This is a genomic window from Acinetobacter sp. AOR41_HL, from assembly GCF_027854645.1.
GTDB classification, from domain to species: domain Bacteria; phylum Pseudomonadota; class Gammaproteobacteria; order Pseudomonadales; family Moraxellaceae; genus Acinetobacter; species Acinetobacter nosocomialis.
Window position 1 is genome coordinate 75009 of record NZ_JAKTHZ010000029.1, and the last position, 21687, is coordinate 96695.

The 21687-nt window shown below is 36.0% G+C and carries 20 protein-coding genes; 5 read left to right on the forward strand and 15 right to left on the reverse strand.

Features of this window, described 5'->3' with window-relative positions; all coding sequences use genetic code 11:
* Positions 1-114: 114 nt before the first annotated feature.
* A complete protein-coding gene (locus MKL35_RS12485; RefSeq protein ID WP_032011540.1) occupies positions 115-1557 on the forward strand; it encodes a glucose/sorbosone family PQQ-dependent dehydrogenase in 1443 nt (480 codons plus the stop codon).
* Between the two features lie 54 nt (positions 1558-1611).
* Here the strand turns inward: MKL35_RS12485 and MKL35_RS12490 are convergent, their stop codons facing one another.
* From MKL35_RS12490 to MKL35_RS12525, 8 genes are all read right to left on the reverse strand, one after another.
* Positions 1612-2055, reverse strand: a complete 444-nt coding sequence (locus tag MKL35_RS12490) for a universal stress protein (RefSeq protein WP_004708443.1) — start codon at positions 2053-2055, stop codon at positions 1612-1614.
* Between the two features lie 145 nt (positions 2056-2200).
* Positions 2201-4294 carry a GGDEF domain-containing protein gene (locus MKL35_RS12495; RefSeq protein WP_004708446.1) on the reverse strand — a complete coding sequence of 698 codons (2094 nt, stop codon included), beginning with the start codon at positions 4292-4294 and terminating at the stop codon, positions 2201-2203.
* Positions 4295-4907: 613 nt separating this feature from the next.
* On the reverse strand, positions 4908-5123 hold the full coding sequence (locus tag MKL35_RS12500; protein WP_016805733.1) for a hypothetical protein: 216 nt from the start codon (positions 5121-5123) through the stop codon (positions 4908-4910).
* Positions 5124-5312: 189 nt separating this feature from the next.
* Positions 5313-5777 carry a MarR family winged helix-turn-helix transcriptional regulator gene (locus MKL35_RS12505; protein ID WP_004708449.1) on the reverse strand — a complete coding sequence of 155 codons (465 nt, stop codon included), beginning with the start codon at positions 5775-5777 and terminating at the stop codon, positions 5313-5315.
* A gap of 684 nt (positions 5778-6461) precedes the next feature.
* Positions 6462-8180, reverse strand: coding sequence for a fructose-specific PTS transporter subunit EIIC (locus MKL35_RS12510; protein ID WP_032011541.1), 1719 nt, complete (start codon positions 8178-8180; stop codon positions 6462-6464).
* Positions 8167-9114, reverse strand: coding sequence for a 1-phosphofructokinase (pfkB, locus tag MKL35_RS12515; protein ID WP_032011542.1), 948 nt, complete (start codon positions 9112-9114; stop codon positions 8167-8169). Before pfkB ends, MKL35_RS12510 begins: the two co-directional genes overlap by 14 nt.
* A 14-nt stretch (positions 9115-9128) precedes the next feature.
* A complete protein-coding gene (ptsP, locus tag MKL35_RS12520) occupies positions 9129-11987 on the reverse strand; it encodes a phosphoenolpyruvate--protein phosphotransferase (RefSeq protein WP_119689383.1) in 2859 nt (952 codons plus the stop codon).
* Positions 11988-12209: 222 nt separating this feature from the next.
* A complete protein-coding gene (locus MKL35_RS12525) occupies positions 12210-13070 on the reverse strand; it encodes an alpha/beta hydrolase family protein (protein WP_022575621.1) in 861 nt (286 codons plus the stop codon).
* 137 nt (positions 13071-13207) lie between these two features.
* Between MKL35_RS12525 and MKL35_RS12530 the strand changes: the two genes are divergently transcribed.
* Positions 13208-13663: a hypothetical protein gene (locus MKL35_RS12530; RefSeq protein WP_032011544.1), complete on the forward strand. Its 456-nt coding sequence runs from the start codon at positions 13208-13210 to the stop codon at positions 13661-13663.
* Positions 13664-13696: 33 nt separating this feature from the next.
* Here MKL35_RS12530 and MKL35_RS12535 read toward each other — a convergent pair whose 3' ends face one another.
* The 3 genes from MKL35_RS12535 to brnQ all read right to left on the reverse strand — a co-directional run bounded on the left by MKL35_RS12535 (position 13697) and on the right by brnQ (position 16115).
* A complete protein-coding gene (locus MKL35_RS12535; protein WP_000949688.1) occupies positions 13697-13942 on the reverse strand; it encodes a hypothetical protein in 246 nt (81 codons plus the stop codon).
* 258 nt (positions 13943-14200) lie between these two features.
* Positions 14201-14620, reverse strand: coding sequence for a GlcG/HbpS family heme-binding protein (locus tag MKL35_RS12540; RefSeq protein ID WP_002050687.1), 420 nt, complete (start codon positions 14618-14620; stop codon positions 14201-14203).
* Positions 14621-14813: 193 nt separating this feature from the next.
* Positions 14814-16115 (reverse strand): branched-chain amino acid transport system II carrier protein, encoded by a 1302-nt coding sequence (gene brnQ / locus MKL35_RS12545; protein ID WP_004708465.1) that lies wholly within the window; start codon positions 16113-16115, stop codon positions 14814-14816.
* Positions 16116-16467: 352 nt separating this feature from the next.
* On the opposite strand from brnQ, the gene map reads away from it, so the two are divergent.
* On the forward strand, positions 16468-17262 hold the full coding sequence (gene map / locus MKL35_RS12550; protein WP_002050620.1) for a type I methionyl aminopeptidase: 795 nt from the start codon (positions 16468-16470) through the stop codon (positions 17260-17262).
* A 56-nt stretch (positions 17263-17318) separates the two neighbouring features.
* Here the strand turns inward: map and MKL35_RS12555 are convergent, their stop codons facing one another.
* Complete coding sequence (locus MKL35_RS12555; protein WP_002050716.1) at positions 17319-18218, reverse strand: LysR family transcriptional regulator; 900 nt, start codon at positions 18216-18218, stop codon at positions 17319-17321.
* Positions 18219-18459: 241 nt separating this feature from the next.
* Here MKL35_RS12555 and MKL35_RS12560 point away from each other — a divergent pair, with 241 nt between their 5' ends.
* Positions 18460-18783: a hypothetical protein gene (locus MKL35_RS12560; RefSeq protein ID WP_032011547.1), complete on the forward strand. Its 324-nt coding sequence runs from the start codon at positions 18460-18462 to the stop codon at positions 18781-18783.
* A 46-nt stretch (positions 18784-18829) separates the two neighbouring features.
* Here the strand turns inward: MKL35_RS12560 and grxD are convergent, their stop codons facing one another.
* Positions 18830-19171 carry a Grx4 family monothiol glutaredoxin gene (gene grxD, locus MKL35_RS12565; protein ID WP_000138830.1) on the reverse strand — a complete coding sequence of 114 codons (342 nt, stop codon included), beginning with the start codon at positions 19169-19171 and terminating at the stop codon, positions 18830-18832.
* Positions 19172-19398: 227 nt separating this feature from the next.
* Between grxD and MKL35_RS12570 the strand changes: the two genes are divergently transcribed.
* A complete protein-coding gene (locus MKL35_RS12570; RefSeq protein ID WP_000129946.1) occupies positions 19399-20607 on the forward strand; it encodes an aspartate aminotransferase family protein in 1209 nt (402 codons plus the stop codon).
* Positions 20608-20658: 51 nt separating this feature from the next.
* Here the strand turns inward: MKL35_RS12570 and MKL35_RS12575 are convergent, their stop codons facing one another.
* Both MKL35_RS12575 and MKL35_RS12580 read right to left on the reverse strand, forming a co-directional pair.
* The gene (locus tag MKL35_RS12575; protein WP_002050640.1) at positions 20659-21090 is read right to left on the reverse strand and encodes a CBS domain-containing protein; all 432 of its coding nucleotides are present in this window, start codon (positions 21088-21090) and stop codon (positions 20659-20661) included.
* Between the two features lie 138 nt (positions 21091-21228).
* A complete protein-coding gene (locus tag MKL35_RS12580) occupies positions 21229-21603 on the reverse strand; it encodes a DUF2750 domain-containing protein (RefSeq protein WP_001087274.1) in 375 nt (124 codons plus the stop codon).
* Positions 21604-21687: the final 84 nt, after the last annotated feature.

Consider the following 21687-nt stretch of genomic DNA (forward strand, 5'->3'; position numbering starts at 1 on the left):
ATTTGGATTTTAATAAATATGCTATTCATCATAATACAAAAGATATAGAGAACGCATACAAATCAAACGTTTTTAGTGTGGGTTAACTCTTTAAAAAATTTATAAGGTGGAATTATGAATAAACATTTATTAGCGAAGATCACTCTTTTAGGTGCTGCACAACTATTTACCTTTAATACGGCATTTGCGGATATTCCTCTTACCCCAGCACAATTTGCTAAAGCAAAAACACAAAATTTTGATAAAAAAGTTATTCTGTCTAACTTGAATAAACCTCATGCTTTGTTATGGGGACCAGACAATCAGATTTGGTTAACCGAGCGTGCGACTGGCAAAATTTTGAGAGTAAATCCTGAGTCTGGTAGCGCAAAAACCGTTTTTCAGGTTCCTGAAATTGTGAATGATGCTGATGGTCAGAATGGTTTATTAGGTTTTGCTTTTCATCCTGACTTTAAACATAACCCTTATATCTATATTTCGGGCACTTTTAAAAATCCAAAATCTACAGATAAAGAACTACCTAATCAAACGATTATCCGTAGATATACCTATAACAAAACAACAGATACATTTGAAAAACCTGTCGATTTGATTGCTGGCTTGCCATCATCGAAAGACCATCAGTCTGGTCGTCTCGTCATTGGTCCAGACCAAAAAATCTATTATACAATTGGTGACCAAGGCCGTAATCAGCTAGCTTATTTGTTCTTACCAAATCAGGCACAGCACACTCCAACCCAGCAAGAGCTCAATAGTAAAGACTACCATACCTATATGGGCAAGGTATTACGCTTAAATCTGGATGGAAGTATTCCCAAAGATAACCCAAGCTTTAACGGAGTAGTGAGTCATATCTACACTTTAGGGCACCGTAACCCACAAGGTTTAGCGTTTGCTCCAAACGGAAAGCTTTTACAATCTGAGCAAGGACCAAATTCTGATGATGAAATTAATCTCATTTTAAAAGGTGGGAACTATGGTTGGCCAAATGTAGCGGGTTATAAAGATGATAGTGGTTATGCTTATGCTAACTATTCGGCTGCAACCAATAAATCACAAGTTAAGGATTTGGGACAAAACGGAATAAAAGTAGCTGAAGGGGTTCCTGTGACTAAAGAATCCGAATGGACTAGTAAAAACTTTGTAGCCCCTTTGAAAACGTTGTATACCGTTCAAGATACCTATAACTACAATGATCCAACTTGTGGTGATATGACTTATGTTTGTTGGCCAACGGTTGCGCCGTCATCGGCATATGTATATACGGGAGGAAAAAAAGCGATTCCAGGATGGGAAAATACATTATTGGTACCATCTTTAAAACGTGGGGTAATTTTCCGTATTAAGCTAGATCCGACGTATAGTGTGACTTTAGATGATGCTATCCCGATGTTTAAAAGCAATAACCGTTATCGTGATGTGATTGCAAGTCCGGAGGGTAATGTTCTATATGTACTGACAGATACGGCTGGTAATGTGCAAAAAGATGATGGTTCGGTAACAAATAACTTAGAGAATCCAGGCTCTCTCATTAAATTTACGTATAACGGAAAGTGATCTACGCAAAAAACCCAGCGCTATCGCTGGGTTTTTACATAACTTTAGATGTATTTATTCAGTTACGACCAACACTGGTACATGGATTTCTCCTAAGAGTGCTTGAGTTACACTTCCTAAGAAAAACTTTTTAAAACCTTTTCGCCCATGAGAACCGATTACTAATAAATCAGCTTTTAGCTCAGTTGCTGCTTTAATAATTTCTGTGTGAATTGTTTGACCCTCAACAATCTTTGTTTCAACAGAAATTCCGTGTTGATTAAATTGTTCTTTAGCCTGATCTAAGATGCCCTGAATCGAAGCTCTCGCTTTATTAAAGTAATCTTGCGCAATTTCTGTACTATCGATGATTTCAACTGAAATAAAAGGATCAATAGTAAGCGCATATACTAAAGTGACTTTACTGTTAAACGCTTTAGCAAGGCTTGCAGCATGGTTAACAGCAATAAGTGAAGTAGGAGAACCATCGACTGGAACTAAAATATGGTGATAACTCATATATTGCTCCTTATTGTCTTATGACAATATTTATTGTTGAAGAACCTAAGCTTGTTATCGTTATGGTTATATTATCGCCAATTTTATGATTTCTATTGTGTGTTTTTAGTGTGCAAAGTGAGCGCCTACTTTTTAAAGGTAGAGATTAACTCATTGAATAATGACTTTCTAAGTAAGCCTGACCTTGTTTGAGAATAGATACAACCTGATTGGCATCGATAGCTTGTTCGAATAAAAAGCCTTGTCCAATGTTATAGCCAAATTGAAGAAGTAATTCTTCTTGTTCTGGTGTTTCAATGCCTTCTGCAATTAGACCAAGTGAGAGATTTGGAGCAAGTAAGCCAATGGCTTGGACAATTGCATAAATTGATGGGTCATTTTGCATCTTTTGTATAAAACTACAGTCGACTTTTAGACAGTCAATTGGGTAATCTCTTATATGTGTTAGAGAAGAGAATCCTGTTCCGAAATCATCTAAAGCAATGCGTACACCATGTTGTTTTAGTTTATTGAGTGCGCGAATAACATATTCCGAACCACGGTCCCCAAGCATATGCTCAGTAACTTCTACTTCAATTAAATGTGTAGGAATTTCAAGATGATTAATTTTTTTTAATAGCCGTTCTGCATAATTATCTCTTAAAAACTCAACTGGTGCAGCATTTAGAGATACTGGAAGGGGCTGAAAACCTAATTTTATCCATTTAGCCATATCATGCAAAACTTGATGCTGCATGATTTCACCAATTTTACTTGCTAAATCGTAATCTTTGAAAGCTTCAGCAATCTGAGAAGGTAAACCTGTCTGAGCCGACGTCGTGTGCCAACGGAGTAATGCTTCAAAGCCCACGACAGTATGTGTTTTTAAATCAACTTTAGGTTGATAATAAGGTTGGATAGTATGGTGACGAATAAGCTGCCGGGCAATGTTAAGTTGAGATGCGATTGCCTCGGTTAATTGCATCATACTCGGGTTATACATACGTATACCGCCACGACCTCGAGCTTTTAAGTCATGCAGTGCCATGTCTGCACAGCTTAATAAACTTGATTGATCAACAGCATCTTGAGGATAAATGGCACAGCCAATGCTCATCCCGCCGTTGAGTACATTCCCGGCATACGTAATAGGTTGATTAAGTTGCTGAAGCAATACTTCAGCAAGCTCGCGCACATCATTTTCATTTTTTAGATGGCTGACAATAACTGCAAACTCATCGCCACCTAATCTAGCGACAGAACATCGTTCATGGTCTACACATTGATTAAAACGTTTGGATAGTATTTTTAATAAGTGATCACCAGCACTATGGCCTATGGTGTCATTAATGTGTTTGAAATGATCTAAATCAATTAAAAGTAGTCCTACACTTGTTTGCGTTTCCCTTGAGTAGGCGAGAGTACGTTTTAGTTGAAGCTTAAACGAGCGTCTATTAAATAATCCAGTAAGTTCATCTCTTTCACTAATATCTCTTAAACGGTTTTCAGTAAGATATTGTTGAGTGACATTCCGGGAAACACACAATATTTGAATAATTTCGCCATTTGTATGCTGGATTGGGGTAAGCATGTTATCCCAATATTCAGGATCTTGATGAGGTAAACAACTCATGCCAGCGAATCGGGCTACTTTACCTTCTAAGGCTTTTTTTAAAGCAACTCTTCCACGCTTACGAATATGAGATGGTAAAAGGTCTAACCATCGCATGCCAAATTTTTTTTCATTTACAGGTACACCTAGAGCAAGGCATCCTGATTTATTCATATGAGACACTGTACCATCAGTATTTAAAACTTTAATACAATCCACACTAATATCGAGCATTTGGTTCTGTATATCGATATCTTTGCGTAAGCTTTGTTGTTCTTGAATATCTTGGTCAATATCTAGGAAACTAACAAACCATTCATTTTCCTGAGAAGATTCATGGTATTTCGACAATTGAATAGAAAGTTTACACCATCGATAGTGGTGACTCTTATGCAAAAGACGGCATTTAAACTCAACTCTTGATTGGAGCCGTATAGCATCTAACCATTTATTTTTAACTTCTTCTAAATCGGCAGGGTACACGAAATCTAACCATTGCTGAAACAATGGAGGAGAAGTATCGCGCCAGTACTTTGTACACTCCGTATTGCAGTATAAAATTAAGCCCTTTTCATCACTGACCCAAGTCGGTAGAGGAAACTGCTCAACAATAAAGTGCTTTTGGGTAGTGTTCGACATTGAAGTCATAACATGCCTAAAACTGCTGAAGAGTTAAACTATTTATAAACTGTATTGTAATAGTTGTGTCGTCCCCACAAAAGCTATAAAAACTGAATATTTGATGTTTTTTTAGACTTGAATAAATGTTTTTCTAAACTCGAACTGTTATTACTCATGTATGCATATGTTATTTATTAACTTTTAATTTTACGAAAATTATAAAAAATAGAGTTTTAACTTTAAAAAATTATGCTTATTTTTGTAAAAAACTTGTTAAAACAGGTGTTTATATAGCTGTAATAGAAGGCTTAACTGAGAAATTTATATCAAATAAAATATTTAAATAAGAAAAAAATGAATTACTTTGAATATTTTCTTTTAAAAAATTTATATAAAGAATCAGTTTAAGTTATTAAGCATTAATACAATAAGCACTATTAACTTTACAAAAGTAATATAAAATAAGGTCTTATGATATCGTAGAATTCTTTTTGTCAAAAAGGATATATAATTCCTTTTTGTGCATTTTATAGCCTACATTTTCCCCAAGATGTAGGTTTTTTTTATGCCAAAATTTTATTATCTCACTTGTTATTAACTTGTTAAATTATAAATAAAAAAGCCATAATGGCTTTTTTATTTATACGGCTTCTGGTTTTTTCAACTGTTGTTGAATATAGAGATTCATATAGTATTGCTCTATATAATCATCAGCATAATTATTAGCTAATGTTTTTGTAGCTACTTGTTCATGCTTAGCATAGCCGTTAGTTTCCAAGTCCTTTTCAAGTACCCACCATTGGCGATTAATACGACGTACCTGAAACTTATCACTTTTATATTTTCTTTTAGCCATTTTTCCTATCATTACAATGTAGAGAATAAAAAAAGAGTTTCTACTGGAGTTGAAGGAACAAGTCAACAAGCAGAATGTTTAATTGATTACTTTATGAAATCCATGTTCTTTATCATAATTATCACGTATAAAAAAAGCCCTCATGAGAGAGCTTTAAATCTAATAAATTTTGCAAATTATGAAAAATAACTAACGCGATAGATTTTTTAAAAGCATTTTTAAGCTTTCCATCATTTTTTCTAACTGTAGGGGGGTAATACCTTCAAATGATTGTTCAAGTACCACACTCGTAAGGTCATTAATTTTACTGATCATTTCAATACCACGTTCAGTAAGATATACACGTGTAATTCGACCATCTGTTTGGCAAGAATATGTTTCAACTAAACCTTCATCTTTTAAGCGATAAACAATTTTAGTTGTCGTGGACATCTTTGAAATAATCATGTCAGATAGCTCAGATACGCTAGCATGAGGTTTGCTACTGAGTGCAAGCATAATACGTCTACGAGAATTATCGAGGCCATATTTTTTAAGGGCATTATCAATATTTTGAACATATTGAGCATGGACCTGAGTAATCCAATAATATGGAAAATCTTCAAGAGTGAAAGATTCTGTTGTAGGTAAAAAACGCGCATACTTCTTTGTCATTGACTTTTCCCCATACCTTGGTGGATCGCATTTTTATGAAACTAATCTTAATAGTTGAAAAATATAGTTTCACTAAGCAAGTTATATCAGGACTTTAAGTCTTGAGCAAAATTTATATTGTTTGAATTAACAAGGACAAACTATAAATTTTCCTATTCTGATAAAACTTTTTTCTTACCGTTTATTTGAACTTGGCTGCTCGCTTGTTCGTAAAATGAACGATATCTGTTTGCATGAGAATCCTAGAAAAAAAAAATTGTTTTGAACGTGACATTTCTATAAAAATTTTTTGTCTATAAAGTCATAACGATAAAAAATCAATCCATTTAATAAAGAAATGTTTAATTTAATCAACAGCTTGATTTGGTTTGAAATGATAAAAATTTACCATACATTTAACATGATTGATGAATAATCTATAAATTTTATTAAATATTTGTTTTTATGTTATTGATTTTTAAATATTTACCTTAAATAGAATGATTCTTTTAAATTATAACTTAAATATGTAAATAGAGTTCTCGAAGCTCAAAACTTAAAAGATGAGACTAACCAAAAACCAACTCTTGCAGTGGTATTAGCCCAAGATCTTCCTGAACAAGTTATGGCGCGTGCGGTTCAAATTAATCAATAAAATTATTTAATAAAAAAAAGGGAGAATCAGCATTCTCCCTTTTTTTAAGATTATGTATTTGTTATTAGCTTTTCTTCTTGATTCTTTTTAAGGATGGCATAGCTTACACCTGTTACGATGCTTCCTGCTGCAATTGCTGCTAGGTATAGCCACGCATGATTGATTGCATTTGGAATCAGGAGTACAAATACGCCGCCGTGTGGAGTAACAAGTTCGCAGTGAAATAAGGCAACTAATGCACCAGTTACTGCACCACCTAGAATGCAGGTTGGAATAACACGCATTGGATCTTTTGCCGCGAATGGAATTGCTCCTTCTGAAATAAAACATAAACCAAGCACGAAAGCAGCTTTACCAGCATCTTTCTCACCTGTACTAAATTTATTTCTAGCAAGGAAGGTCGCAATTGCCATGCCTATAGCAGGTACCATTCCACCTGCCATCGTGGCAGCCATTGGCATATAGGTATTGGTTGTAAGTAAACCAACTGTAAAAGCATAAGCTGCTTTGTTGATTGGTCCCCCTAAATCAATACACATCATACTTGCCAGAATAATTCCCATTAATACGGCATTTGTCGTGCCCATGTTGTTGAGGAAATCTTTCATTAACTCAAAAATATGCGCTACAGGTTGACCAACCACATAGAACATAATGAGTCCAACAAATAACGTTCCTAATAATGGAATAATTAAAATAGGTTTAAGAGACTCTAAGCTAGTTGGAAGCTTAACTTTTTTGGCAATAAATAATGCTATATAACCAGCAAGGAAACCAGAAACAATACCGCCTAAAAAGCCCGCTTGTAGTTGTGCTGCCAATAAACCCCCGATTAAACCGGGTGCAAGACCAGGGCGGTCTGCAATGGAATATGCGATATAACCCGATAGCATGGGTACCATCAGTGTAAATGCTGCTGCACCAATCTGTTTTAATATGGCTGGTAGGCTGCCAGCTTGTTCAGCTGCATTCAGGCCAAAACATAAAGAAAGTGCAATTAATAGACCACCTGCAACAACCATAGGCAGCATATAAGAAACACCAGTTAATAAGTGTTTATATACACCAACTTTTTCAGTTTTATCTTTATTTTCCGTTGTAGCTTGTTGTTTACTTTGTTCTAAAACTTGTGCATTCGCAATTGCTTCGGCAAAGGCCTTATCAGTTTGTTTTAAGGCAAAGCCAGTACTGCATCGATAAACACGTTTACCTACAAAACGGTCTGTGTTGACTTCAATGTCAGTGGCAAGAATAACAATATCGGCGTCTGCAATCGATTCAGCAGATAAAATATTCTTTGCACCCACAGAACCCTGAGTTTCTACATCAATTTGGTATCCAAGTCTCTCTGCGCCTTGCTGTAAAGCTTCAGCTGCCATAAATGTATGGGCAACACCAGTTGGGCAAGCAGTAATAGCAACAAAATGAGTTGCTGTATTTGAAGCTTGCTTAGGTTTTTGATCCCACTCATTGGCTGGTTTTGAGTGTTCAAGTGCCGTTAAAAGCGCTTTGTCTGCATCATCTTTAATATCTTCAATAGAAACTAAAGTTAAAGCGTTTTGCCCAAAAATATTTAGATTTTTAGGTTGTTGACCAATAATAATGACATGATCAAAATGATCGCTTGATTCAAACTCATCGAGTGAAATGACACTGTGTTTATAGCCGTGTTGAGTTGCGACTAAAGCAAGTTTACGAGCCAAGATTAAAGCATTGACTTGCTGTTGCGGACTATTAGTGACAAATAATAAATGTTTAGCAGTTTGCATCAGATTCACTCAATGAATTGATAATAGTTTGTGCTTTTAGTTGGTCTAGAATCTCAGGAGTAGGGATTCGAAAACCAATTTGTGTTACAGCATGGCTTGCAATGGCAGTCGCAGTTTTTAAGGTTTCTTCAGGAGGCAGTTGGTTAACAAGTCCATGGATCATGCCGGCTAAGAGTGAATCACCAGCGCCTACTGTACTTTTTACAATAACTTTTGGTGCTTGAGCATGTAAGGGGTGAGTGGCGTGTAACCAATTTACGCCATCTTTACCCATTGAGATAACCACATGCTCAATATTGGTTAAGCTATCAAAAAGTTCTCTTTGTTCAGCGTAGCTTGTTGCAGGGCGTTGATAACTTTCAACCAACTCATCTGTATTCGGTTTGATCATCCAAGGTTGACATTCAATTGCAGCAACCAGCGCTTTACCACTGGTATCTAGTGCAACTTTCTTATTATTTTTTTTGATCAGTTGAATAAGATGTTGTAACTCATCAATACTAAAACCTTGCGGGAGGCTACCAGCTATTGCAACGACCTCGACTTGTGGTAAGAGAGCTTCAATCTTATTAAATAGGCTTTGTTTGTCTGTTTCAGAAACAAAGAAACCTTTGCCGTTTAAATCGGTCATCCGCCCAGAATGCTCAGCAATTTTTATATTTTGACGTGTTTCGCCATCAATATAAATAAACTCGGGTTGAAATTGAGCTTGTGCAAAATGTGTATCGAAAATTTGTCGATTATGCTCACCTAAAAAACCACTTACGATTACATCGTGACCTAAGTCTTTCAATACTTGAGCCACATTAAGGCCTTTACCAGCCGCATGAATTTCTACCGACTCTTGTCGGTTCACTTCTCCTACTAGTAACTCATTCAGTTGGATGGTTACATCAATTGCAGGGTTTAAAGTAACTGTTAAAATTTTAGCCATTACTATTCCCAATCTTATAAGTCTTGTTCAGATAGCTGGCGCACAGCAGGGGCGCTATCGCATAGTAAAGCTTGTTGCGCAAGCTTTTGAGCATGGCTATAGCTTAGTGTACGGATTTGAGCTTTTACTAAAGGAATGCTATTTGGAGACATACTCAGTTCATCTACGCCTAATCCCATGAGAATAGGTACAGCTTTCGGGTCTGCTGCAAGCTCACCACAGATTCCTACCCATTTGCCGTGTTTGTGGGCAGCTTTAACAGTTTGATCAATCAAGTTCAGAATACTTGGGTGTAACCCATCTGCTTCAGCTGAGAGTATTGGGTGGCCTCGGTCAATCGCTAAAGTATATTGAGTTAGGTCATTTGTTCCGATACTGAAAAAGTCGACTTCTTGTGCAAGAATTGGCGCAAGTAGAGCAGCAGACGGAACTTCAATCATAATGCCAACTTGTAAATTATCACATGGATGTTGAGCTCTTACTTCATCAAGAATCGCTTTTGCAGCGCGCCATTCTTCAACACGTCCAATCATTGGGAACATAATTCGTAGTGGGCGATTATCTGATGCTTTCAATAAAGCAGTTAATTGCTGCCTTAAAAGCTCAGGACGTCTTAAGGTTAAACGAATTCCTCTTAACCCTAGGAATGGATTTTCTTCCTCAGCAATTGGTAGATAAGGTAAGGGTTTGTCACCACCTACGTCTAATGTTCGTACAACAAGTGGGCGGCCAGCAAGTGCATCTAATACCACTCGGTAGTCAGCTTCTTGGACAATTTCATTAGGTGCACTGCTATGAGACATGAAAACAAGTTCGGTTCTAAGCAGACCAATCGCTTCTGCACCACATTCTACAGCTTGTGCTGTTGCTTGAACTTTACCTAAATTGGCAGCAATTTCGATTTGATGTTGATCTAAAGTAATAGCTGGCTCTTGGCTATGACGTTCGGCTTCTTCACGGATTTGACGCTGTTGTTCACGCTCTTGCTTAGCTTGTTCGATTTGAGCTGCATCTGGATTTAAAACGAAAGTACCTGTGTCACCATTAATAAGTAAAGTACTTTTTGGATCAATTTCTAGGACTTGTTCACCAGCACCAACAATAGCTGGAATACCTAAAGCACGTGCAACAATTGCACTATGTGCACTTGCACCACCTATAGCAGTGAGAATACCTGCGACTCGATCTTTGTTGAGACGAGCGACATCACTTGGTCCAACATCGTGCATGATTAGAATATATGGCTCTTTAGGCTCTTCAATAACCACTTCACCACATAACTGTGTTAAGACTCGGTCACCAATGTCACGTAAGTCTGTTGCACGTTCAGCAAGTAAACGGTCTGGTAGAGCTTCCTGTGCTTTAGCTGCAGCTTCAATATGCTCATGCCAAGCAGCAGGTGCTGATAAATTTTGGTTAATTTTTTGATATACACCATTAATCAAATCAGGATCATCAAGCATTTCTAAATGAGCTTGAAAGATTTGTTTAATTTCAGAAGCATCAGCTTTGGCAATAACTTGGTGAATATTATTTTTTACAGCATGTAATGCAATATCTAAATTTTCCTTCTCAGCTTTTACACTTAAACCCATACGTTCATATTGATAAACCTTTGGTTTAATCACATGTACTGGTCCAAAAGCTAAGCCACTTGATGCTGCAATTCCCGTATTGTTACCCAATGTCGTAGCATTTGATATTGCAGTTTGAGCAGGAAGCTGGTCAGGTGTTTCACTGGTTACAGGTAGCGCTTCAACTTCTTCACCTAAGCCTTGCTGCACTGCCAAAATAACTTGATCTAAGGCTTCTACGGCATCGGTTTCTGGTTCTGCGATAAAACGTAGAGTTTGACCACGTTTACAACCTAAGGCTAAAAGACGAGTTAAACTTTTAGCGGAAACAAAGCTACCATCGTCTACAGCAACTTGGATGTCACCTTGAAAGGTTTTAGTAAGATTGACAAGGTGTGTAGCTGGTCGAGCATGTAAGCCGTGGGCATTTGCCAGTACAACTGAGCGTTGAGGCCAGTCCGGAACAACTTCAGCCCCAATAATTTTTGCAATTTCGTTTGGAGTTTGAGTCTTATCTAGCTCGGCAACTTGCTCAGGGTTAAATAAAATATCAATTAAACGATTAAATCTTTCATTATCGAGTTGGTCATTGGCTGCTATACAAACGAGGGTGTTCAGCTTTTTACCATTTAGCTCTAAAGACTGGGATGGTTTAGTAATGCTAATAGCTGGTTGCTGAACAAAATGATTGCTAGAAATGGACCAGATTTGATCTTGCAGTTGAATGGCTTGTTCTGGATCAAGTGAACTTAGAAAACCACATTTTACAAAATTATGTTTTTTGAGTGTTTGAGACGCTGCCCAAAGTAAATCTTCGATATCTTGTGCATCAATTTCAGTTTGAATAAGATTTTCATGAAGTGCTAAAGATAATGGCTGAGCTTGTAGTAATTCAATAATCTGCTCAGGTTTGGAAGCATTTTTTACTTGTTCGCTGACGTCATGCATTAATGCACGAGTAAGAATTTGCAAAACTTGCAAATGTTCATCAGATTTCGCTGCAATTACGACAGCTAAATAGATTTTATTTTCTCCATCCCAGATCACACCTTCGGGGAAATGGGCTAAGCGAATACCTGTTTTTAAAATATATTCGCGTGATTGAGGAGTACCGTGGGGAATAGCAATACCTTGGCCTAAGTAAGTCGCGCTTTGTTGTTCACGATTGATGAGTCCTGTTATATATTCAGGCGTAACTAACCCATCATTTTCTAATATATCTACTAGACACTTTAATGCATGTGTTTTATCAACAGCATGTTGATTCATATGAATATGTTGAGGCTCTAGTGCTAGCATAATTATCCTTGAACAATTTCTTTGGCTTTAGCTAAAACAGAAAAAAAGAAGCTGTTTGCATTAAACAAGTAAATATACCTGTTTTGACAACAGCTTCAGATGAATTACCTTAGCAGAACTTTAAATGTATATCGACGCATTTAAGTAAAAAGCTGCTCGTTTTTAATACAAAAAAACCTCTAAGCCGGATTACTGACTTAGAGGTGAAAATAAAAGCAGGGTTTAATGATTAATTTCTTGTTCTAAAATAGACCAAAGTTTTTGATGTGATTTTTTAAATAGCAGCATATGGCCAATTGCTTTATAGCCTAAATCTTTTGGGCTAAGTTCAATCATTTTTTTATTTGCATTTGGATATAAACTTAATAATTCTTGTACATTACGTTTAGTTGCAATCTCATCATCATCGGCCCAAATAGCCGTAATGGGACATTGAATATCTGAATGAAAATCATGAAAAATCGTCTTGCCTATGGCATTTTTCACATATCCAGGACGGCTACAAAACTCTCGCCATTGTTGAGCAACTTTTTTAGGTAGGTTTTCTCCCATACCAATAAATTGAGTTGCTCCATAACCTTTAACAAGACTAGAGATAGGAAAGATAAGATTAAACATAACTGGTGCTAAAACCTTGGTTTTTCCTTTAAGGCCTTTAATATGTCCAGTTGAACCAGCAACCGTTATTACTTTTGCAACTTTATTATAATTAGGTACGACTCCTAGTAGTTGTCCACCAGCACTATGTCCAATAAGGATAACTTGATCTGCTTTTGTTTTTATTAATAAAGCATCAATTGCAGCAGGAATATCAAGTGTTCCCCAGTCGGTAATACTTGCGGTGCTTTGTTTTAAAGCGCCATGTAGGGACTCGCCAATACCACGAAAGTCAAAACTCAATACATCGTAGCCTTGTTGGCTTAACCATGCGGCGAAAGAGTGATAAAAGTTTTTAGTTATACCTGTTGCTGGACAAATGAGAATAGGATATTCAGTTTTCTTTTCTTGAGCAGGATAAAATTGAGCTGCAAGCTGATAACCATCTTTACAGGTAATCCAAAAAGATTCAAAAGTCTTATCCATAGATTTAAAGTTAATTGGCTAATTATTTATCTTAATGTACATGAGTTCTGAAAAGGCACTTGATTAAATTGTGACTACAAAGTCAAGATTTATGTTATATAACTCATCAAATTTTAATAAAACGAATAAAGGAAATGATGGATTTATCGAAAGCCGTACAGTTGGCTATTGTTTTTAGTGGTGTCTTTTTATGGATAGGAATGTTAACTGGGGTATGGAAATATTGGCAAATTCGCCGTTCCGAATTAAGCCGTGCACATTATTATGTAGATATTGCACATAGAAGCAGTTTGCTCTATGCAGCAGCTACACTCATTCTAGCTGTATTGAGCTATTTCACTGTTTTAAATGAAGATATTGCTGTATGGTGTGTATTGGCAAATATACTGTTTTTTAGTTTCTCAATTTTAGTTTATATCATTCATGGGTTTTTGCAGGATACGACCAATCAGTTTAAACAACCGCATAGGTTAGGGCAGGTTAATTTGCCGACATGGCTGATGACATTTATGATGATTGCTTTAATTATTACTGAGCTGCTGGCAACTGCTATTTTGGTAATCGGAACGATTTTTCTATTTTTAAATAAATAAAAAATGGATGATTGCTCATCCATTTTTGAATTCTTATTTCTGTTGACTAAGTCGTCTTTTAGCTAATTTTCGCATTTTGTGGTCGACAAAGGCCCATACACAAAATACAAAAGAAACAACCATGGCATACATAAAGTATTCGGGTTTCAGATTCCCTTTAATCATACCTTGAAACAGTAGAGTCAGCATAAGAGCAAGTGTTGTTACTCCATAAACAACTGAATCTTTACTGTTCAGAGTGTTAATGAAGACTTGTTTGTTGAAATGTAATGATAACATCTCCATCCCTCCTTGTGGTTGTGCTAAAACCGAATGTTTTAGTCAAGAATAAGTTTAATGTTGTACTTGTATTTTTAGCTTAATTCAATAGTCAATTGAAAAATTTTTGAACAGTTTTATGAAAACCTCTATATTTATAAATAGTTAAGGTATAAAAAAGGTAAATATTAAATATTTTTGTATAAAATACTTAATATTTTAGAAAAGAGAAATTTTTAGGTGAAAAGTGTAATAATTTCTCTTTTCTCTCAATTTACTTTAGTTGCTTTGTTTCTTTAAGAAGACATCAATTGCGTGTTGTGCAATTTCAGCATCTTCAAAAGATTGGACACCAGAAACACCAATTGCGCCTAAAATCTGACCTTCATAAATAATCGCTTTTCCGCCTTCTAGCATACCTTTAGCACTTGGTAGACTTAAGAAACCAAGACGGCCATTTTGAAGAAGTTCTTCGTAAAATTTTGAAGGACGGCCACTCATTGATGAGCATTTAGCCTTTTCTAGGCATATATGTGTACTGAGAGGAGAGGCGCCATCTAGGCGTTTCATAAGTAATAAAGAGCTTGTTTCATCAACAATAGCTATACTGACTTTGAAGTTGTGTTCGATAGCATATTTTTGAGCTTCTTCCATTAAAAACTCTGCATCTGCTAATGTTAGATAATATTTACTTTTCATTTATGCTCTTCTTTCCTGAGTAAGCTAAAAATTATTTTAATGTAATATTACAGTAAAAATTAATTATATCTATAGTTGAATTGTCATTAAATAATTGGTGTTGGAAATAAAATGCTGGTTGGGTAAACTCAGCATTTTATTCAATATATAAAATCATGTTTGGGTAAAACTCGATTTCAAAAAAAACACCAGATTAAATGCTTTTATGTTTAACTTTGTCGATAAGGGTAGTTACCGCAAGAACAACTAGAGATGGGATCAACCATGCTAAATTTTGTTCATTTAATGGTAAATGTTGAAGGAACGTAGGAAGATTATCTCCAAAACCCGCAACCTTAAGCCCATCGATAATTCCGAAAATTAAAGCAATACTTGTTACTGAACCAACAATAAAAGATGGTTTATGCCAAAATTTCCAGAAGAAACTGAGCATAATAACCACAATAGCTGGTGGATAAATTGCACTTAAAACCGGTACTGATACAGCAATGAGTTTGGTCAATCCAAGATTAGAAATAATGAAAGAGAAACCAACTAAGATAAATACTAAAAGCTTATAAGGTAACTTGGTGAGTTGAGCAAAATATTCACCACACGCACAAGTTAAACCAATTGCAGTTACCATACACGCTAAGAAAATAAGTCCAGTTAGGAATAATGAACCCATATTTCCAAAAGCATGTTGAACATAGGCATGCAGAATTACAGCACCATTTGCGGCATTTGGAGCAACTTCGTGACTACCTAAACCTAATTTAAATAAGCTTAAGTACACTAAAGTAAGACCAACACCTGAAATAAGGCTAGCAATAATTGCATATTTGGTGACTAGCTTTTTATCTGTAACACCACGCGAATAAATTGCTTGAATAATAACGATACCAAATACTAAGGCACCTAAAGTGTCCATAGTAAGATAACCATTTACGAAACCTTCCGAAACAGGAGAGTTAACGTAATGATTAATTGGAGCAGGAACGTAGCCCGCAGGAATCATAACCGCTGCAATACCTAAAATTGCTAAAGCGATAATTTTTAGAGGTGCTAGAACATGTCCAACTGTATCTAAAAGCTTGTTTGGGTATAACGAAACTAAAGTAACAAATGTAAAATAGATTGCGCTATAAATTAAAAGACTACTGCTTGATGTTCCAAAATAAGAGGAAAAACCAATTTCATAAGAAACTGTTGCAGTTCGTGGTGTAGCAAATAAAGGACCAACTGATAAATAACAGACTACTGTTAAAATCAGACTTGCGATACGGCCTAAAGGTGAACTAATGATTTCAATGGAACCCTGCATGCGAGAGAGTGCCATAATCGTAATTACGGGTAAGCCAACAGCAGTAATCAAAAAGCCTATGGCCGCTAACCATACATGATCACCAGCTTGCTGTGCGACAATGGGAGGAAAGATAATATTACCTGCCCCAATAAAGAGGGCAAAGGTCATAAAACCTAAGGCAATAATATCTCCAGTACGAAGTTGTTGCATAAATTAAATTTAACAAAAAAGAAAGAATTTTAGAGTAAAAGAGAGCATGATCAAGCGCTATTTTATGTGAAAAAGAGATTTTTCAAGTTTTCTAAATCAGTCAGAGATATGAAAAATATCAACTGGTTAAGTTATCTATTTGAAAATCCTTTGAAAGAAATAGAGAAAATAGTTTTCAACTCTGATTTTTTAAAAAAATTATGTAAAAATAAAAATATAAAATACTATTATGAATGTTGAATATTTGGGCATTTAAAGCTTTCCGCCTATCATATATCCATTCTAAAATACTATAAATTAACTAACATTTTTGTAGGCGTGATCAAAACAGTGCCTACGAGGATAAAATTGAATGAGAGCTTCTACTGTTACAATTAAAACAGAACAAGATCTGGAAAAATTAAGAATTTCTGGGCGTTTGGCTGCACAAGTTTTAGAAATGATAGGGAAGTACGTTAAGCCAGGCGTAACAACTGAGTATTTAGACAATATTTGCAATGATTACATCGTAAATACTTTAAAGGTCATACCAGCCAATGTTGGTTATCACGGTTTCACAAAAACAATATGTACTTCAGTCAATGAAGTAGTGTGTCATGGTATTCCATCTCCAAATAAAGTTTTAAAAGATGGCGATATTATTAATATTGATGTAGCGATTATTAAAGATGGTTACTTTGGCGATACGAGCCGTATGTACTACGTTGGAAACGTAAATCCACATGCGAAAAAGTTGGTTGAAACAACTTATGAGGCAATGGTTGCTGGTATTCATGCAGTTAAACCTGGCGCTACTTTAGGTGATATTGGTTACGCTATTCAATCGGTTGCTCATCGCGAGGGTTATAGCATTGTTCGAGAGTATTGTGGGCATGGCATTGGTAAAGTTTACCATGAGCAGCCTAATATTCTGCATTATGGACAACGTGGACAAGGTTTGGTTCTAAAGAAAGGTATGGTCTTTACAATTGAACCTATGGTGAATGCAGGCAAACCTCAAGTTAAAGAATTAAATGATGGTTGGACCGTCATTACTCAAGATCTTTCTTTATCTGCTCAATGGGAACATATGGTTGCAGTTACAGATACAGGTTTTGAGCTACTTACACCTTGGCCAGAAGGGGTAGGAAATTATCCAAAAATTTAATCGTTATAAAATAAAAAGTTCGATATATCATCGAACTTTTTATGGAGCTTAATTTATTAATGCTCTGACAGATGTTCCACAAGATAATCAATAAATACACGCACTGCTGGGAGTAATCCTCTACGAGATGGGTAAACAGCATGAAATATACCGTGAGCTGCTTTCCAGTCCGGTAAGATTTGTACAAGCTGACCCGATTTTACAAAATCTTCAGCTGCTGTTTCTGGCAATAAGGCAATACCACAATTCTGACTTGCAAGTTGGGCAAGCATATAAAGATTTGTTCCCATTACAGTGGGGCTAACTTTTACTTTTTTCAGTTGGCTATCTGGACCATGTAAAATAAATTGTTGATCTAAATGCTCTTCGGACAAGCTTAAAATACGATGATCACTTAACTCATCAGGTGACTTAATATTACCAAACTCATTTAAGTAAGCTTGGCTTGCGAATAAACTTTGTTCTATGAGCGCAAACTGTCTAAGTACTAGGCTAGGGTCATCATCTAATTTAGATCTGACACGTAGAGCTACATCAATACCTTCATTAATCACATCAACGCGACGGTTACTTACAATAAGTTGTAAACGAATTTCCGGATATTTTTTTAAGAATGCCGGTAAAATTTTAGGTAGTTGGTTTTGGGCAATGTCTACAGGAACGCTTACTTTGACTACGCCTCTTGGTTGAATACTTAAGTGATCAACTAAATCATGGGCTGCTTGAGCAGCATTCATCATAACTTGTGCGTGTCTATAGATATCCATCCCGATATCGGTAACAGCAAAATGACGAGAACTGCGCTGAATTAAGCGAACCCCTAAATTTTCCTCTAAATTATAAACACGACGACTTAATTTTGATTTTGGAATGTCCGTAACACGTTCGGCAGCACTAAATCCACCATGCTCAACAACAAGGGCAAAACAATAAAAATCATCAAGATCTGTGAGCATTAAAATATCCTATTTATGCAACACTAAAGATTTTACATTATTAGTTTTGCAACGATAAAGTTTGATTTTAATTTTTTGTAAAAAGCCGATAAATACAAGTGAGAAAAGGGAATTAAATAATTTGAAATTTTAATGTAATTACATTGAAATGCTCTTGTAATTTACTTTATGAAGCTTAAAACAAATATAGCGTTTACATATTATTTTTCATAAAATAGATTTTTCTCGGTTTTTTAAAAATATGTCTTACCAGTTAGTTGAATTAGAAAATGCATCGGCCAATATCCTTTGCCCAATCTGTAAGCTTTCAGTTATTGATTGGACACAAGAGCAGTACGTCCAACCTTGTGAACATACATTGTTTATTGCAATGGATTTAGGCTTTGAATTTGTAGCTGATCGTTTTGAAGAAGTTATGAATCAAAATGTAGATGAGTTGCATGAAGATCCGAACATGAATATTTTTGAAGCGATAACTACCACACCGTATAAAAATTTAATTATTTTAAAAGCAGATCTTGGTGTTGATGGACTATTTCGTTATATCGGTATAAGTGATTGTTAAATTTATAAGTATAAAAAAGCCAATCTTTCGATTGGCTTTTTTATTATTAAGCTTCTGGAGCTGCGCTGTATTGTTCGATTAATGGTTTTAATTCGCCATTTTGGAACATTTCAAGCATGATATCGCTACCACCAATAAGCTCGCCGTTTACCCATAATTGTGGGAAAGTAGGCCAGTTTGCAATTTTTGGTAAAGTTGCACGAATATCAGGGTTTTCTAAGATGTTCACATATGCAAATGGACGACCAATTTGACTGAGCGCCTCTACTGCACGTGCAGAGAAACCACATTGTGGAAACTGTGGAGTGCCTTTCATGTAAAGTAAAACGGGATGCTTCGCAATTTGATCGCGAATTAACGCTTCAGTATCACGTGCTTGTTCAGTCATAAATAGATCCTCAACTAATCTTGCAGCATTATAGGGGGTGTTCACATCGCTTTGCAAACCGCCTTGTTGCTTAAAGTTGCACAGAATATTCAATATTTTATTGTATAAACCGAAGCGATAGCAAAAAGCAGACGAAATTTTAGATAAATGAAGGATGAGACTTTTCATCAGTGCAAGTTTTTGTTTATATAAACCCTTCTTAAAACCTCATACAGACAGAGTTCGTGATGACTGATATTACCCTAGCTCCAGTACAACCTGATCAACCAACACACTTAATGGCTACTTATGGTCGCCAAGCGATCAGTTTTGTCCGAGGCCGAGGGGCATATCTTTATACACAAGATGGTACAGAATATTTAGATGCACTTACTGGTATTGCTGTATGTGGACTAGGACATGCTCACCCAGCTATTGCCGAGGCAATTGCAGAACAAGCAGCTACTCTCGTGCATACGAGCAATTTATTTGAAATTCCTTGGCAAACTGCTGCGGCGCAAAAGCTTGCTGAGGTTTCAGGTATGGAAGAAATTTTCTTTTCAAACAGTGGTGCTGAGTCAAACGAAGGAGCGATTAAAATTGCTCGTAAATTTGGTACTCAACAAGGCATAAGCTTGCCAAAGATTATTGTTGCTGAACAATCATTTCATGGTCGTACTTTGGCGACACTTTCTGCAACTGGTAACAAGAAAGTACAAGACGGTTTTGCACCTTTGGTGGAAGGCTTTATTCGAGTCCCATTTGGTGACATTGAAGCCATTCAAGAGGCAGCTTTACAACATCCAGATATCGTCGCTATTTTAATTGAACCAATCCAAGGTGAAGGTGGTATTAATACTGCACCTCAAGGATTTAGCTATTTAGAAGAAGTTCGCCAAATTTGTAATCAGCATAACTGGTTGATGATGCTAGATGAAATCCAAACTGGTAACGGCCGTACCGGTAAATACTTTGCGTATCAACATACAAATATTATTCCGGATGTTTTAACTACAGCAAAAGGATTGGGTAATGGTTTCCCTGTAGGTGCTGTAATGACTCAAGGTAAGGCTGTAGGTTTGTTAGGGCCAGGCAGTCATGGTTCTACTTATGGCGGTACAGTATTGGGTTCTCGTGTGGTTTATACGGTAATTGACACAATCCAGAAGGAAAATGCGGTAGAGAATGCAGCAGTAGTAGGTAATTATATTGTTGATCAATTACGTGCCCAATTGTCGGATAAGAATGTGCAAGTACGTGGTTTCGGTATGATGATCGGTATTCAACTACCTAAAGATTGTGCTGAACTTGTTGCGATTGCTCGTGATGAATACAAACTTATTATTAACGTTACGGCAGGTTCGGTGGTTCGTTTATTACCTCCAATTAACATGACACAAGCTCAAGCTGATATTTTGCTAGAGCGTTTAGTTGCTTTAATTACGAATTATCTTTAAGTTTTAAAGACAATAAAAATGGGCGTTAATCGCCCATTTTTATTTTTGTATTTAGCCTGAAATATATTGCTTTAATTGTTCAATTAAAACTTTCTGATCTTCCATAGCTGCTTTAACTAAGTCACCAATTGAAATAAAACCAACTAATTTTTCATTATCTAATACAGGTAAGTGTCGTAAATGACGATCAGTCATGAGTTGTAAACATTCTTCAACTGTATTGTTTAAACCTACGGTAATTACTTTTGCCGTCATAATTTCAGCAACTGTGGTGCTATAAGACGAACGCTCCATAAGCGTTACTTTTCGTGTGTAATCGCGTTCAGATAATATTCCAACAACTTTTTCACCTTCTGCTACGACTAAAGCACCAATACCTTTTTCCGCCATAATCGTAATTGCTTCGAGGACAGTCGCTTCGGGTGAAATTGTAAAAATGGCTTGTTCAGATTTGTTCTTAATTACTTGTGCAACGATAGTCATTTCTTCTGTCCTGTTGTTTTATCATTTTGATTTAAATTAGCTCGATTTTTGAAAAAAGCAAAGACTTACGAGTCATTCAAATATTAGTTTTACGCTTAAACGCTCAAAAAGCACTCTAAGTTTGGTAGCTTAAAAACTTTAAGCTACCTGCCATTTTGGATGATTAAAAAAGAAATGATGCATTTGTTGAGTAGATAACTTCAACTTACGATGAGATGAGTTAAATAATGCAGGGGTAACTTTTAACCGTGTTAAAGTAGGTAATAAAGATTCATGAAAGTCTTTTGGGGTAATTTTTCTTGGCTTGTAATTAGGCCAATGAGTTTTGGCATATCGATGTGCTTGCACTCCATTTAACCAAAAAGGAAAAATAAAATCTTCCTGATCTGATTTAATGGCCCAGCCTTCATCAAATAGTCCCCAAAGAACTCCACAATACATCATGGTTCTTAAAATATAAATCTTGATCATCAAGTCTTTAGAAACCGGTTGTAGATTACTTAAACTGTTCATTTTAAATTTAAAGGTTTTCAACTTGTCTTGCTTATTATAAGAAAACCACATGACATTTCAGTTTAAACAGGTGTCAAATCGTAA

Bases quoted from the DNA above. Each gene is read 5' to 3' on its own strand.
- MKL35_RS12495 (WP_004708446.1), bottom strand. From the start codon at position 4,294: ATGACTTCAATGTCGAACACTACCCAAAAGCACTTTATTGTTGAGCAG.
- MKL35_RS12580 (WP_001087274.1), bottom strand. From the start codon at position 21,603: ATGAACAGTTTAAGTAATCTACAACCGGTTTCTAAAGACTTGATGATC.
- grxD (WP_000138830.1), bottom strand. From the start codon at position 19,171: ATGACTGAACAAGCACGTGATACTGAAGCGTTAATTCGCGATCAAATT.
- MKL35_RS12560 (WP_032011547.1), top strand. From the start codon at position 18,460: ATGTCTTACCAGTTAGTTGAATTAGAAAATGCATCGGCCAATATCCTT.
- map (WP_002050620.1), top strand. From the start codon at position 16,468: ATGAGAGCTTCTACTGTTACAATTAAAACAGAACAAGATCTGGAAAAA.
- MKL35_RS12525 (WP_022575621.1), bottom strand. From the start codon at position 13,070: ATGGATAAGACTTTTGAATCTTTTTGGATTACCTGTAAAGATGGTTAT.
- brnQ (WP_004708465.1), bottom strand. From the start codon at position 16,115: ATGCAACAACTTCGTACTGGAGATATTATTGCCTTAGGTTTTATGACC.
- MKL35_RS12510 (WP_032011541.1), bottom strand. From the start codon at position 8,180: ATGCAAACTGCTAAACATTTATTATTTGTCACTAATAGTCCGCAACAG.
- MKL35_RS12530 (WP_032011544.1), top strand. From the start codon at position 13,208: ATGGATTTATCGAAAGCCGTACAGTTGGCTATTGTTTTTAGTGGTGTC.
- MKL35_RS12535 (WP_000949688.1), bottom strand. From the start codon at position 13,942: ATGTTATCATTACATTTCAACAAACAAGTCTTCATTAACACTCTGAAC.
- ptsP (WP_119689383.1), bottom strand. From the start codon at position 11,987: ATGCTAGCACTAGAGCCTCAACATATTCATATGAATCAACATGCTGTT.
- MKL35_RS12575 (WP_002050640.1), bottom strand. From the start codon at position 21,090: ATGACTATCGTTGCACAAGTAATTAAGAACAAATCTGAACAAGCCATT.
- MKL35_RS12540 (WP_002050687.1), bottom strand. From the start codon at position 14,620: ATGAAAAGTAAATATTATCTAACATTAGCAGATGCAGAGTTTTTAATG.
- MKL35_RS12490 (WP_004708443.1), bottom strand. From the start codon at position 2,055: ATGAGTTATCACCATATTTTAGTTCCAGTCGATGGTTCTCCTACTTCA.
- MKL35_RS12555 (WP_002050716.1), bottom strand. From the start codon at position 18,218: ATGCTCACAGATCTTGATGATTTTTATTGTTTTGCCCTTGTTGTTGAG.
- MKL35_RS12500 (WP_016805733.1), bottom strand. From the start codon at position 5,123: ATGGCTAAAAGAAAATATAAAAGTGATAAGTTTCAGGTACGTCGTATT.
- pfkB (WP_032011542.1), bottom strand. From the start codon at position 9,114: ATGGCTAAAATTTTAACAGTTACTTTAAACCCTGCAATTGATGTAACC.
- MKL35_RS12505 (WP_004708449.1), bottom strand. From the start codon at position 5,777: ATGACAAAGAAGTATGCGCGTTTTTTACCTACAACAGAATCTTTCACT.
- MKL35_RS12570 (WP_000129946.1), top strand. From the start codon at position 19,399: ATGACTGATATTACCCTAGCTCCAGTACAACCTGATCAACCAACACAC.
- MKL35_RS12485 (WP_032011540.1), top strand. From the start codon at position 115: ATGAATAAACATTTATTAGCGAAGATCACTCTTTTAGGTGCTGCACAA.